Below are 13,260 nucleotides of genomic sequence, written 5' to 3'. Positions count from 1 at the left end.
GTTCGTCTCCTTTCCGTCACATTCCGATTCCGGGACCCATGGGACCGTTGCCGGAGTTCGGGTCGATGCCGGGATCCGGCATGGGAAGCCCAGCGTCCGACCGTCGTTCCGGACGGTCCGGCAGTGGGACGGCCCGCATGCGTTCGATGGCGTCGGCGGTGAGTGATTGGTCGAATTCCTTGGACAGTCCGGGATCGGTGGCGATCTTCGCGAGTGTGGACGCGGTGGAGAAGTCGATGCCCGGATATCTCATGCCGAGTTCCCGTTGCGTGTAGAGGATGGTCCAGTCCTGGATCTCCTCATGCCGGTCGAGGATGCTCCCGACGGCGCGTGCGAGAGCGTCGTGGTCCAGGAGGGACAGTTCCGACCGTTGGCTTACGTCGACCATGATGGTTTCCTTTCCGACGGGCCCATCCCGTCTTCCTCCCGTTCACATGCCCCCGGTTTTTTCGCCGCCGATATTTTTTCGAGGATGAAAAACCGATATCGGTTGGGATGCGTGTGGAAGGGACGCACCATTCGATATCGGGAAGGAATTGAAGTGCGTCTTGTGATCGCTGAGAAACGTTCCGTGGCTTTCGCCATCGCGCAGGCGTTGGGTGATGTGAGACAGGGCGATGGGTATGTTTCGGCCGGAGAGACGCTCATCTCATGGGCGCAGGGCCATCTGGTGGAATTGTCGGATCCGGAGGAATACACGGACATGCCTTGGTCAGCGCGTAAGTGGACGATGGAGTCCCTTCCCATCGATCCGAAATCATGGCGTTGGCGTTTGAGCGGTGCGAAGGGCGCGGTGCAACGATACCGTTCCCTCTCCGAACTGCTTCGTTCCGACAAGGTGACCGAGCTGGTCAACGCGTGCGATCCGGACCGTGAGGGCGAGGCCATATTCCGACGTATCCTCATGGCCTCGAAGGTCTCCAAACCTTCACTGCGCCTGTGGGTCGCGTCATTGGACGAGCAGGCGATCCGCGACGCGTGGAAAAGGATGCGTCCGGAATCCGATTACGATGGTCTGGCCGACGCGGCGGACGCCAGGGCGAAAGCCGACTGGCTGGTCGGCATGAACGCGTCACGCGCCCATACGCTCGCCTGGCATCGCAGTCTGTCGCTCGGACGAGTGCGCACACCCACGCTGAACATGGTCGTCCAACGTGATCTCGCCATCGAATCACACAAGCCGACTCCGTTCTGGCGACTCATCGTGCCGATGGACGGGTGGACGCTTGAAAGCGGGAAGATCGAGGACCGGGCGTCGGCCGACCGCGTGCTGGCCGACGCCAAGGGACTGGCCGTCGATGTTCTGGAGGTGAAACGGCGTCGCGAGCATGCGAAGCCGCCGACCCTGTTCGACCTGACCGGATTGCAGAAGGCCATGAGCGACCGGCACGGGCTGACCGCCGAGCAGACGCTGGACTGTCTGCAGCACTTGTACGAGATGAAGGTAGCGACCTATCCCCGCACCGATTCCAAATACGTCACCCATGATGACGTGGACGGGTTGAAGGAACTGCTGCAGCCGAAATACGCGTTGGGTTTCCTGGACCAGAAGCCCGTCGACGCGATCCACGACCTGTATTCCGCCGGCGGCTTCGATCCGATGCGGTGCGTCGCGGACGACAAGGTCCAAGGTCATACCGCAATCCTTCCGACGCGGCGTCTCACATACGACGTGTTCCAGCATGACCTGACGGACATGGAACGCAAGGTCATGACCGTGATCCTGACGCGCATGTGGGCCGCCTGCGCCACGGACCGTGTCCACGACACGGTGAAAGTCGATGCGGCATTGGATGAACGTCATGCCGATGGTTCCACGGAACGGGTTCCGCTGTCCGCATCGAACGATGTGACGGTCGATGCGGGTTGGACCGCCATCGAGCACACGTCGAAAACGGACGGCGCGGAGAAGAAGCCCGCGAATCGGATACCGGACTCCCTCGGGAAGGGACCTCTCTCCCAGTCCGGCTCACCTTCCCTCGCCGAGGGCGTGTCCGCACCGCCGAAACCGTTCACGGAGGCCACACTGCTGTCCGCCATGGAGCATGCGAGCCGTTTCGTCGCGGACAGCGATCTGAAAGCCGCCCTGGATGACGACACGAGCCATTCGGGAGGCATCGGCACGCCCGCGACCCGTGCCGGCATACTCGAGAGCCTGGTCAAAAGCGGCTACCTGCAGCGTAAGGGCAAGCAGATACGCAGCACCACCGCCGGACGGATGCTCGTCGGCGTCGCCATCGACGAGTTGAAGGATGTGAAGCTCACCGCGCAATGGGAGCAGAGCCTTGCCGACATCGAACATGGCAGGGGCGACGAGACGGTCTTTCTGACCGAGATCCGCACGGCCTGCGCGGCGATGCCCGGCCGTGTTATGGAGATGACCCAGCGGGACAGCCTGCGACAGTTGGCGCAGCAGGCCGGCGAACGTGAGTCGTTCGGACCCTGCCCGCGTTGCGGCAAACCCGTGGTCAAGACCGGGAGCGTCTGGCAGTGTTCGTCGAACAAGAGCGTGAGGGATGATGCCGGTGCCTGGAAGCTCGGCGAGGGTTGCGGCTACAAGATCTTCGCGGAGAAGTTCGGCAAGAAGCTGACCGATAGCATGGTCCGCCGCACGTTGGAGGGCAAACGTCCGAAGGTGTCCGGCCTGAAGTCGAAGGCCGGCAAGACGTTCGACGCGCGTCTCGTGCCGGACCGGCAGTATGGCATCGGATTGTCGTTCGACGATCTGAACAGGAAAAGGAAGTAGATCACCGTATGCGCACTTCTTCACCACCTTCTCTTTCGATCACCTGCATAGCCATGGACAATGTGAGAAAGATCCTGAAGGACAGACACCTCAATGTAAATGGATTTCTGGCCTTGATCCACGACAGGCATCCCGATTGCGGCCTGCCATACCACAGTTTGCGCAGGCTTGTCTCCCATGAGCGAAAGATGACTATCGATGAGGCAATTCTGATTTGCGACGTCCTTGACGTCCCGTTCACGTCCTTGCTCAGTTTCGCGGGAGAATTTCCTCACGGGCAGCTCAAGGGCATGACGGCGGTGGATATCTACCACGCCATTGAACAGGATGATCGGACCAAAGAAGGGTCAAATAATCACTAGATACTGGGGATATACTCGAATTGTTCGACAGACGATTTCACCTGCCTGGCATGAAAGGACTCTGGTTTGCTGCCTGAAGACGTATATTATGTATCAACCGATGAGGGAACCCCGGCGACTCGCTCCAACGCTTGGGACATTGGCTTTGGCCTGCAGGCCGCGGACGGACTTACCCCGTCAGACTACGCTATAGAACAGTCCAAGGAGCAGATTTCGGGAAAAGCCTCCTATGCCGAAGTCGAGCATCGTCTACGTGAATACCATTCCGCGGATAGTGAAGAGGCGGAGCATTTTGAAGCTGACATCGTATCCACCAGAATCAGTTCCCTCCTCCAGACTGAATCATTCGTCTTCGCTCCCCCGATGCTCAGGCAGATTCATCGTCATCTTTTTGACGGCGTATTCAAAAATGATTGGGTTGGACAGTGGAGGCAGGTCAATCTGACCAAAAAGGAGCCAGTTCTTCAAGGAGATTCAGTTTCTTACGCTCCCTTCCATCTGATTGGAGAGATGCTGGATTATGATTTCGGTCAAGAAAAAGGACGACAGGCCAAGTATCCCCAAATCGGCAGGCATGAAATCGCTTCCTCTGCATTTGGATTCATTTCTGGAGTATGGCAAATTCATCCATTCCGTGAAGGAAACACTCGAACGACTGCTGTATTCGCGATACTGTACCTCAGACAGCTTGGATTCATAATCGGCAATGAGCCTTTCGCGTCCAACGCCCAATATTTCCGAGACGCTCTTGTACTTGACAATACTTTCGACCCCGACTTCAAGGATCCGGCTCCTCTTCGTCGTTTTATGGAAAAGGCTCTTTTCAATTCACCTATAGAATTGGAAAACCTGCGAGATTCTTATTTTGCCGTCCAAAGTACGCAGAGCGATCCTTTACCAGAGCCCGATCCATCAGTGGATAATGAGACATCTGCCGGCATAGCAACTCACGAACTCAATTAAACTAGGAAGTCAAGCAAAAGCGGACAACATATGGTGGACTGATCTTTTTATGTGTTGTGGATTACACTGCCACAACGCATAAAAAGATCAGTCCATGGTCAACACGAGCGTCGGAACCTCCATGCCAAGTTCCTCCAACCCCACAGTCTTATCGAGCGGAGTCTTACGCCAAGCTTGCCGAGACCAGAGCCACCGCGTTCTCAATAGTGGTCACGGACGGACAGAATGCACAAGTCGCCGTCCTCAATCATGTATACCAGGCGGTTTGCGGAATCGATGCGGCGGCTCCACGCACCCTGCAGTTCCCATTTGAGCGGCTCTGGCTTGCCGAGACCCGCGAATGGAGAACGCATCGCATCACGTATCAGCGCGTTGACCCGCTTGAGGGTTTTCTTATCCTGAACCTGCCAATACAGGTAATCGTTCCACGCGTCATCAGTCCAACGCAGCATTATCACTCTCCGACCAGATCATGTGAATCGGTGGAACCTGAGCGTACCTGTGCCATGCCACGGCGGACTTTATCGAACAATCCGGGATTCTGGTAAACGCGCAATGTCTCCATAAGCGAATCGTAATCGTCGGCGCTCATCACCACCACGTTGTCCCTCGGATCCTTGTTGGTGATCAGAAGCATATCCGCGTCATCGTTCACGCGACGTAGATATGATTTCAAATCCTTGCGGAAATTGGTGTACGCGACCGCCGTGACCATGCCATCCTCCTTCAACGACAATTACATGTACAGAAAATGGTACAACAAAAGTCGGAAAGACTCAAGCATGATTCATCTATACTGTTTTATAGAGCTTTATAGAAGCATATAATGTTTTATATATGTTTAGATTGTTTATATTCTAGGGAGTCCCATAAACGACAATCCACCGACCCAATGCTTGGTCGGGGGATGGAAATGAGACCACCCCGCCGGTTTCGGCTCTCCCAAAAGACTTCTTGCTCGCCGTGAAGAACGGGAGAGGTTAGCAGTGCCTCAACCGGCACTTCCCTGTTAGCCGATATCATCGTTCATGTCGAGAAAGCCTTTTTGCAGGAACTGGAAAGTCCGCACGGCGGTCCCATGGTCCAGATGATGGCGGTGCATCTCGACCGTCCAGAATGCGATGCGGGATACAGTGGCACACTTCTTAGCAAAGACGAGGAAAGTGAGCCAAAAGAACTCCGCATGCCGCAAAATATCAATGCATTATTACTATGCTTCGCGGAACAGTATGAGGTTATGAAAAACGGAATCATCCAGACCGGCAGATTTGGACTCGATGGGAAAGTCTAATGAATCTATTCGCCTATTGGATTGGAGGAACTGCGAACAGTTCTTCCTGATTCGTGTGGATTGGTTTGATTCTTCAATCAGGACTGTTTTTATGTGTTGCAGCACATATTGCTGCAACACATAAAAAGGTTATTCCATGGTTAGCGTGAGCGTTGGAACCTTCACTCCGAGTTCCTCCAACCCCACAGCCTCTTCGAGCGGGACCGTTCCTCCGCTTACTCGGTAACGAGCAGCGGCTTGCGTTGTAGCATGTTCTGGATGAGCGTGCCCATGTCCGCGACCGGCAGGTAACGGGCGATGACGGTCCAGATGATGGCGACTTCGATCAGACCGAGGATGACGGTCACCGTTCCCCAGACGAGTTGCATCCAGAGTCTCGGCCCGGTGGCCGCGCGGCCGGTCACGCCGGCGATCACCGTGAGGATGATGAGCGCCGGCACCAGTATTGTGATGTCCCAGCCATCGAACCATCGGCTTACTGAGACAAGCCATTCTGTGAGGGTTTTGAGGAATCCTGGAATGGTGTATGCCATGTCGTTGTCCTTTCGTGACCGGTTTCCAGTGTCGTCTGTTCCACGTGCGGCTGGGCCTGTATCGGCTGGTATGCCTGCATGCGTTGCGTTTTCGTGGTCTTGACCGTGGTGAAGGTGTGGTTGATGCGGCCGTTGAGGTTGGCCCAATGCTGTTCCTGTCTGCCGCTTTCCGCAGGAGGCCTCTCCCCTAGCGGATTGTCGGCGTCCTCCACACTCCACATGGCGCGGTAGACGACGACGTCGCGCAGGAGACGCTTGTCGGAGTCCCCGGCCGCGGCGAGTACCTGGCCGACCCATGCCTGCTTGGTTCGGCGCGCCTCCTGTTCGAGGCTGTCGATCCTGGTTTCGATGAGCCGTTCGTTCTGCCGCACCAGGTCGAGGGCCGCGTCATGCTTGCGGGAGCGTATGGGAGGCAGGATGCCACCCACCCAATCGTCGTGCACGCTACCGTTGACCCGGTCCAACAGGTTGGCGTTCAATCGTCCCGCTATGGTCGCCGCCCAGTCGGGTTCCACGGGCCGGTTTTTCTTTTTCAGGTCCGGATCGTCGTTGATGATCCCGCGTGCGGTTTTGCGCAACGCTTCCCATTCGGGGAACATGGACTGGTCGATATCGTCCCGGGCCTGTATATGCGCGTCAAGCATGGCCTTGACCGCCGGCGTGTACCGCTCGTCCATGCTGAACCGGCTGCGGCCGGGGTCCAGGGATGGTTCCTCATGGTATGGGATGCCGGTCTCGTCCATCATGTGCCGGACCGTTTCGATCATGTCGGATGGCGCGTCCATGTCGAGCGTGAACGTGCCGCCTGTTTCCGTGCCGGCCGCGGGCATCATGCCGCGTGCCGCGTGGATGGCGGCATGTTCGGCCTTCTCCGCCGTGAGCCTGCGTGGCTTCTTCTCAAGGCTTTGTCTGATGATGGCGGTGGCGCGCTTCGGGTCGGTCATGTAGGCGCGGGACCAGACTCCACGGAGCCATTCGAAGCTTGGACTGCGTTTGATCTTGTCCACGGTCCTCGCGTCATGCGTCTTGCCGAGCATGGCGAGCAGGTGGGGGCCGGCGATGAGGCCGGCCGCGTAATCGTGTTCGCGGAGCAGCCGTTTCAGATCGTACCGGTCCTTGTATTCCTGTTCCATGGTTTCGGTCGCGGTCATGGTCTCCGTGTGGGTCAATAGCGAGTCGAGCATGCGGCTCATGGCGATTTTCCTCGGGTCTTCTTCCGCGCCGGTGAGCATGTGGTCGATATGACGGTCCTCTTCGCTTTTGCATCCGAACAGGAAATGGTTTTCCTCCTTGCCACGCGTGCCGGCCACGTACTGCAGATTGCACGCCGAGTTCGAGTCAGATGGAAACAGGGCGGCGCACCGGTCCACGGTCATGCCCTGGCTGCGGTGGACGGTGGCAGCGTAGCCCGCCTCGCAAGCCTTCCGCAGGACCTCCTTTGGAATGTTCCAGACGGTGTTATCGGAGAGGTTCACGCATCGTGCGCCGGACTTGCCGGTGGAGATGACCCTGAACGTCATGCCGTTTTCGAGCGATCGTCCGTTCTGGCCGTGTATGTCCTTCATGTTGTCTCGGCAGACGATCTGGTCTCCGGATCCCACGTCGAGCCCATCGCGCAGTTGGAACAGTTTGTCCGGGTCGCTTTCGCTTTTGCCTTGCGCGCGCCGTTCGAGGATGAACCGTTTGTTGATGTCGCGTACCTGCGCGTTCGTTCCGGCGATCAGCAATGTCGACTTGCCCATCGACTGCCATTTGATGCACATCTGGTACGCGTCTTCCTCCACGTCCGCGTCCTCGCCCCAGTGGATGCGGTCATGCGCCAGATATTCGTCCACGAGCTGCCGGCACTGGTTGACGCTCGCTTCGTCCAACCGGTCGCCGCCGTCGCGTAGCCGTAGGGTCGCTTCCGGTTCACCTTCCCACCTGCGGCGGGACGCGGCTCCTTCCGGATCGTTGGCCCATTTCTCCGCTTTGGCGGTGAAACGCCATATGCTTGACAGTCTCGCGCACTGGTCATGCCGGTCCGCGTAGCCGAGCATGCCGCCCGCGCCGGATACGGAGTCGAGCTGTTTCGGATCACCGGTGAGAAGGACCTTCGCGCCACGCATTTCTGCGAGCCTGGTTATCCATTGCAGGTTTCTGCTGTCGACCATGCCGGCCTCGTCCACGATGATCAGCTGGTTGGGTTTGATCGTGTTCGACGAGTCCGTGACATGGTTGGCAGTGATGTTGATGCGGGCGAGCAGTCGTTCCAACGGGTTGGACGCGTTCCTCAACTGTTGTTGGAGTCTGCCTTCCTGTTGGATCTCGGCTTTGATCCGTTCGGGATCGTTGAGGGCCATCAGCATGGCGATGGTCTTGCTGTCGCAGCCGATGCTGTTGCGTAGTTCTTCCACGGCCTTGTGGCTGGTAGCGAGGCCGAGGACGCTTCCCGCGCCGTACCGTGCCTGCCATGCCTCGGCCACGGCCTTCATGGTCGTGGTTTTTCCCGTGCCGGCCGGTCCGATGATGCTGCTGACCAGTCGTGGATTCTCCAACGCGTACGCGGCCGCTTTTTTCTGGTCCTCTGCCAGCGGATAGCCGCCTTGGGCTTGTTTCCTTTCGTTCCACCGGTCGAGCCATTTCTCGCCTTCGCCATGCGCGTAGCCGACATTGGCGGTCTTGTTGAATCCTTCGATCATGTACTGTTCGGCCTGAAGCACGTCCTTGGTCGTGTATTTGTCGAGGTCCGCGTCGTCGAACACGCTTCGGCCCTGGTGCGTGGCGAGGCTCAGATCATCCATCATGTCTTCCGGCAGCTTGTACCGGTCGGGTGTGAGTTTGACGCATTGGCCGAGCGCCCTGTCGGCGATCTTGTTCGCGACGATGATCCGCTGCTTGGGGTCTATGCGCACGCCTCGGAGCAGGCGTTGGGCTTCGGCCCTCACATTGCTGCGGGTCCATGTGGTGTGCGCGTGGGTCGTGGCCTGGATTGTGGCCTGGGCCTGCCGGTCGAGGTATTCCTCGCCGCCTCCGGCGAGTTGGGTGAGGTCGGCGAGCTGGCCGAGCAGGAGTCTGGCCACGTCTTCCTCGCATTCGGCGTCCACATGCATGAGACTGCTTTTATGCGAGTTCACGTCCTTCATCATCTGGTCGAGTTGGATATCCGGTGCGACTTCGCCGAGCTTGCGGTACCAGTGTTCGCGTTTGGCTTGCAGGGATGGTTGGACTGCCGGTTTGGCTTTGCGCGTGTTCCTCCACACTTCGAGATCGATTTGCGCCTTGCGTTTCGGACCGACTTCCTTGCCTGTCTGCCGTTCCTCTTCTTTGATTTTCTCTTCGACCAGTTTGGCTATTTCCGCGTGACGTCCGCTGAAGGCGTCGATGAGTTCCTGCGGCACTCCCTCGACCTCGTTGACCACGGCTTTGGTGCCGGTGTCCTGTCTGAGGGTCCACGACCAACCGAACCGTTCTGTGAGCAGGTCCTGGAGCAGGTTCTCATGCACTTCGCTGATCTCGACCAGGCTTGCGTAGATCTTCCGTCCGTCCAACGCGGTCCAGACCTTGTCGGACGAACGGCGCACGCGGTTGCTGAGGACGACGTGCTCGTGTGGCTGCGGGTCGCCGTCGCGACTGTCGTAATGGTCGAACACGAAGCCGGCCACCCCGTCGGCCGATACGCTGGCGACGCCGCCCTGGCCCGCGCGCGTGGTCGCGTATTCCTTTTCGAAATATTCGATGGTCATTTCCGTGGCCCTGCGCATGCATTCGTCGATTCCGTCACGGGTCTCTTTATCGCCGAATGCCCAGAGGATGCTGATGCTTTTCGGCTGTCGTGTGGTCAAGTCGAATCCGGCGACCGGAGCTTCGCCGTTGTCTCCCTCGACCAGTTTCACGTCGCCGAGGTATTGGCCGTTGGACGGGTTGCGTCGTTCGTTGATGAGCTCGCGCACGGTTTTGCTGGATGCCGTGGTGCCGACCTTGCCGCCGACGAGCTCGGCTCCTTTGCCGATCCAATAGCCTGGCGGGTTGCCTGTTGCCGTATAGTATGCCGTTGGGTCGGCAGGGTTCAACGCGTTGTCGCCATCGATCGCCTCCCGCGCGTCACGGAGCGGGTATTCGGCGTTGCTGAGTTTGGTGAGGTTCATTGACATGGTTTGTTCACTTGTCTCCGGTGGGTATCGGCCCCGTGTATCCGAGATGCCTGAGCAGGCGTTCCGCATCACCCTGCGAGCCGTACTGGTCAATAGCGCGCATGAGGTTCGCGATGTATCCGTTCGCCGTCGCCTGTCCGATGAGTTCCGGCTTATAGCTCAGAATGGTTTTCAGTTGGAACATGCATGAGAACCGACTGGTTTTCCTGGCGCTTTTGATTTCCTTGTGCGCGTTCAGGGTGGATTCTCGTTTCCCGTCGGCCCTTTTCCGATAGTCCCCGCCTTGCCTGTTCAACTGGTCCAAGGCCAGTTCCGCCGACTTGTTCTTTTTGAAATCGATCGCGTCCTGTTTCCGCCGGGCATACGCCGCTCGGCACGACCTGCTGCAGAACCGTGCGGTCGGTCCTCGTTTGGGCTTGCGGATCAGTTTGCCGCAGATGGGACATATTCCATCGATCAGCCCGTATCTCTCGTCCAGTTCGTGCCGTCTGCGTTTGATCTCTGAAGCCCGCATGCGCAGTCCGATGAGCTGCCGGTCTTCCTTCTTTCCCATGACCGATCCTCACTTGTATGTCCACGGACCGCGATCGTCGGCCCATCGGCCTCCCGCGATGTTGTCCTCGCGCCAGATATGCTTCAACGCGGTCTCATAGGTGACCGTCGTCTCCTTGTGGTCCAGGTCGCCCGTGTATTCGTCCTCGAGTCGTTCGCCCGGTTCGTCAATGCGTCCCATGAACGTGCGTGGCGCTCTGCCTTCCGGACTCACGTCCGGATCGTCGTTCCACCGTCTCACGCCGTTCCAGTGGACGCTGTCGGCTATCAGATTCATCCCGTCCGAACCGATCTCGGCGGACAGCCAACGGAAATCGTCCCCGTAATCGATGGGGATCATCGGACTGATCTGGAACATCAATATCGCCTGACGGGTAATCTGATAGACCATTTCGACCACCGCCCTGTCATGCCCGGGAGCGATCTCGTTGTAGTCGGCGATCTCACGACCCAAAGATTCCAAGGCGTCCCGCCGGTCGAGCCACGCCTGCAGCAGACGATCATCCCGCTCCTTCTCGATACGCCGACACTCGTCAGTCTTTTCCATCCGAATCTTGCGTTTCGAATAAGCCTTGGCACATTTCCTATGCCACCGCCGATACTCGCCCTTCCTTCCCGCCTCCGTGGTCCTCTGACAGACCTCGCTTTTCTGGTTGACCAACTTCCCGCACACCGGGCAACGGGGATATTTCACTGCCTTTTCCATACCCAACCCACATTCTCCACGCTCTTAATTCGCCGATATCGGGTCAAAACCCCGACAGCGAATTAACAGCACCCATAAAACGGCGGTATTCCGCCGTTTTCAGGCGTCAGCCGCGAAGCCGGGTGCAAGACGCGCGTGGTTTCTTTTTTATGCTTATAGTTTTTGTTTTGGGGTCTGTTTTGGTTTCTTCTGTCTTTTTGTCTTGGTTGTGGTTCTTTCTTCTTTTTTGTTGTTGTCTTTTTTCTTGTTTCTTCTTGTATGGTCTTTCTTCTATCTTTTTTCGTTTTGGTTTTTCTTTCTTGAATTCTTTCTTCTCTGTGTTCGTTTTCCCCTATCATTGTTTTCGTACGAAAAGTGCTTTTGCGCTCACGTGCAAACATGGCCGCGTCGATATCGGGACCATGCCGATCATGAGCCGGATGATCCTGGTCCGGGGTGGGAAGTCCGGAACGAGGATTCGATATCGGCTCGGCTCTCTCTTCGCGCAGTTTGGACCATACGGGTCAGGATGCGCCGGCTCAATTCTGGCCTATCGGTTTGGCGTGGGCTTGAGCCGATATCGAAGGTCATGCCCCGGCTCCGATATCGGCTGGTGGTTTGTCTTTCAAGCCTTATGGACACGGCCTGTGATCAATGGTCCATAAGGGACCATTTCGGTTCTGGACCGATATATCGGCACGTGATCCGCATGCCGATATCGGTTCGGCTCATTTGGGTCAATTGAGCCTTTGGCTTTATTCCAAGGGTTTGAGGTCATGGACCATATGGTCCATGGTTCCGGATGGTCCTGGTCCTTTTCTTTTCCGGTCCGATATCGGGGACGATGCGTTGGCTCCGATATCGGTTGGTCGGGGTCCATCGATGGCGCTTCCTTGGGCCATTCCGATTCTGCTGCCGGCCGCTCGGCATGTGATTGGAGCAGTGGCCCGCATGCCGATATCGGATTCGTGGCCGGTGGTCCAATCATGTTTCTCTACATGCCCATCGATGACCGGACGTCATTGTCCGTGTCTTCCGTGATGGCAGTCGGATTCGGTATCGGGAGTCCGATGGAAGGTCGCCCCGACTTGATCCGTTCGGTTTCAAGTCTCCGCGACTCCGCGGAGGTGAGCCCTCCCGGCAGCCGGCCAATGGCATAATCTCTCAACCATGCGCATAACGGAGCGGGATCGTCCGATTCGTAATATCGAAGAAGCCTGTTAGTGAAATCACGCTTCAGAGACGGGCTTATGGCGAATACGCCAATGCCCGCGTTGATGAGCACATGGTTCGCTGCCATCAATGCGGTACGTTTATTGCCGTCGTTGAACCATTGTCCGCGTGTGATGGCGCAGAACATGAGCAGGGCTTGATCCTCTGCCGACCTTTCGGACTTCGATAATGACAAGATCACATCATGTTTGCTTCCCAAGAAAAAGAGAGCCCATGAGTTTTTCATGGGCTCGAATCTGCGGGATTTTCTAGAAGGCCGGCTCCTGTGGTTCGGCGAACTGGTCCTGTGTGGCAGTGGGCCATGGATCATTCGTTGGCTGGGCCGTCTGCTGTTGCGGTTGGACCAGCGGAGCGTGTTGCATGCCGGCGTTGGCGGTGGCCTTGGTGATCTGGACGGTGGCGTAACGGACGGAGGCGCCGAGATCGTCCACGTTGAGCTCGTAGCTGCTTCGCCTCTCCCCCGTCTCGGTCTGCCAGTCGCGTTGCACGTATCGTCCGCTGACTATGACCCTGGTGCCCTTGCGGATGCCGGAGGCGATCATATGGTCCGCCAGGATGCCGTAGGCTACGCAGCGGATGAACGTGGTCTCGCCGTCCTCCCATTTGCCGTTCTTCTCGGTGACGCTGGTTTGGGCTACGCGGAAGTTGACGACGGTCCTGCCGCCTGCCGTGCGCTTGGGTTCGAGATCGGAGACGAGATTGCCCATGAGGGTCATGGGAATCTGGTTGATTGTCGCCATGATTGGTCCTTTCTTTCGAATT

Annotated in this window: 14 protein-coding genes; 4 read left to right on the top strand and 10 right to left on the bottom strand. The window is 57.7% G+C overall.

Annotated features, from left to right (window positions below):
• Positions 1-16: 16 nt before the first annotated feature.
• Positions 17-388, bottom strand: coding sequence for a hypothetical protein (locus tag Q5H33_RS00305; RefSeq protein WP_195545936.1), 372 nt, complete (start codon positions 386-388; stop codon positions 17-19).
• A 153-nt stretch (positions 389-541) separates the two neighbouring features.
• Between Q5H33_RS00305 and Q5H33_RS00300 the strand changes: the two genes are divergently transcribed.
• The 3 genes from Q5H33_RS00300 (at position 542) to Q5H33_RS00290 (ending at position 4,071) form a co-directional block, all read left to right on the top strand.
• On the top strand, positions 542-2,746 hold the full coding sequence (locus tag Q5H33_RS00300) for a type IA DNA topoisomerase (protein ID WP_055054405.1): 2,205 nt from the start codon (positions 542-544) through the stop codon (positions 2,744-2,746).
• Positions 2,747-2,754: 8 nt separating this feature from the next.
• Positions 2,755-3,108 carry a hypothetical protein gene (locus Q5H33_RS00295; protein ID WP_055054404.1) on the top strand — a complete coding sequence of 118 codons (354 nt, stop codon included), beginning with the start codon at positions 2,755-2,757 and terminating at the stop codon, positions 3,106-3,108.
• Positions 3,109-3,174: 66 nt separating this feature from the next.
• A complete protein-coding gene (locus Q5H33_RS00290) occupies positions 3,175-4,071 on the top strand; it encodes a Fic family protein (RefSeq protein ID WP_065438748.1) in 897 nt (298 codons plus the stop codon).
• Positions 4,072-4,271: 200 nt separating this feature from the next.
• On the opposite strand, the gene Q5H33_RS00285 is transcribed toward Q5H33_RS00290, so the two are convergent.
• Both Q5H33_RS00285 and Q5H33_RS00280 read right to left on the bottom strand, forming a co-directional pair.
• On the bottom strand, positions 4,272-4,523 hold the full coding sequence (locus tag Q5H33_RS00285) for a Txe/YoeB family addiction module toxin (RefSeq protein WP_065438749.1): 252 nt from the start codon (positions 4,521-4,523) through the stop codon (positions 4,272-4,274).
• A 2-nt stretch (positions 4,524-4,525) separates the two neighbouring features.
• Positions 4,526-4,786: a type II toxin-antitoxin system Phd/YefM family antitoxin gene (locus tag Q5H33_RS00280; protein ID WP_046999516.1), complete on the bottom strand. Its 261-nt coding sequence runs from the start codon at positions 4,784-4,786 to the stop codon at positions 4,526-4,528.
• Between the two features lie 363 nt (positions 4,787-5,149).
• Between Q5H33_RS00280 and Q5H33_RS00275 the strand changes: the two genes are divergently transcribed.
• On the top strand, positions 5,150-5,362 hold the full coding sequence (locus Q5H33_RS00275; RefSeq protein ID WP_055054403.1) for a hypothetical protein: 213 nt from the start codon (positions 5,150-5,152) through the stop codon (positions 5,360-5,362).
• A 215-nt stretch (positions 5,363-5,577) separates the two neighbouring features.
• On the opposite strand, the gene Q5H33_RS00270 is transcribed toward Q5H33_RS00275, so the two are convergent.
• From Q5H33_RS00270 to ssb, 7 genes are all read right to left on the bottom strand, one after another.
• Positions 5,578-5,895, bottom strand: a complete 318-nt coding sequence (locus Q5H33_RS00270; RefSeq protein WP_302422412.1) for a hypothetical protein — start codon at positions 5,893-5,895, stop codon at positions 5,578-5,580.
• The gene (mobF, locus tag Q5H33_RS00265) at positions 5,838-10,028 is read right to left on the bottom strand and encodes a MobF family relaxase (RefSeq protein ID WP_302422410.1); all 4,191 of its coding nucleotides are present in this window, start codon (positions 10,026-10,028) and stop codon (positions 5,838-5,840) included. Before mobF ends, Q5H33_RS00270 begins: the two co-directional genes overlap by 58 nt.
• Before the next feature lie 7 nt (positions 10,029-10,035).
• Positions 10,036-10,581, bottom strand: a complete 546-nt coding sequence (locus Q5H33_RS00260; protein WP_033500260.1) for a hypothetical protein — start codon at positions 10,579-10,581, stop codon at positions 10,036-10,038.
• 9 nt (positions 10,582-10,590) lie between these two features.
• Entirely contained in the window at positions 10,591-11,127 is a 537-nt protein-coding gene (locus Q5H33_RS00255) for a hypothetical protein (RefSeq protein ID WP_085393125.1), read from the bottom strand.
• Positions 11,128-11,348: 221 nt separating this feature from the next.
• The gene (locus Q5H33_RS00250) at positions 11,349-11,666 is read right to left on the bottom strand and encodes a hypothetical protein (protein ID WP_147351048.1); all 318 of its coding nucleotides are present in this window, start codon (positions 11,664-11,666) and stop codon (positions 11,349-11,351) included.
• 593 nt (positions 11,667-12,259) lie between these two features.
• Positions 12,260-12,679 carry a hypothetical protein gene (locus Q5H33_RS00245; protein ID WP_302422407.1) on the bottom strand — a complete coding sequence of 140 codons (420 nt, stop codon included), beginning with the start codon at positions 12,677-12,679 and terminating at the stop codon, positions 12,260-12,262.
• Between the two features lie 67 nt (positions 12,680-12,746).
• The gene (gene ssb, locus Q5H33_RS00240; RefSeq protein WP_118331891.1) at positions 12,747-13,238 is read right to left on the bottom strand and encodes a single-stranded DNA-binding protein; all 492 of its coding nucleotides are present in this window, start codon (positions 13,236-13,238) and stop codon (positions 12,747-12,749) included.
• Between the last annotated feature and the right edge of the window lie 22 nt (positions 13,239-13,260).

It is taken from the genome of uncultured Bifidobacterium sp., from assembly GCF_959020145.1.
Classification (GTDB): domain Bacteria; phylum Actinomycetota; class Actinomycetes; order Actinomycetales; family Bifidobacteriaceae; genus Bifidobacterium.
The sequence above is the reverse complement of the archived record's forward strand: the minus strand, read 5'-3'. Positions and strand labels throughout refer to the sequence as shown.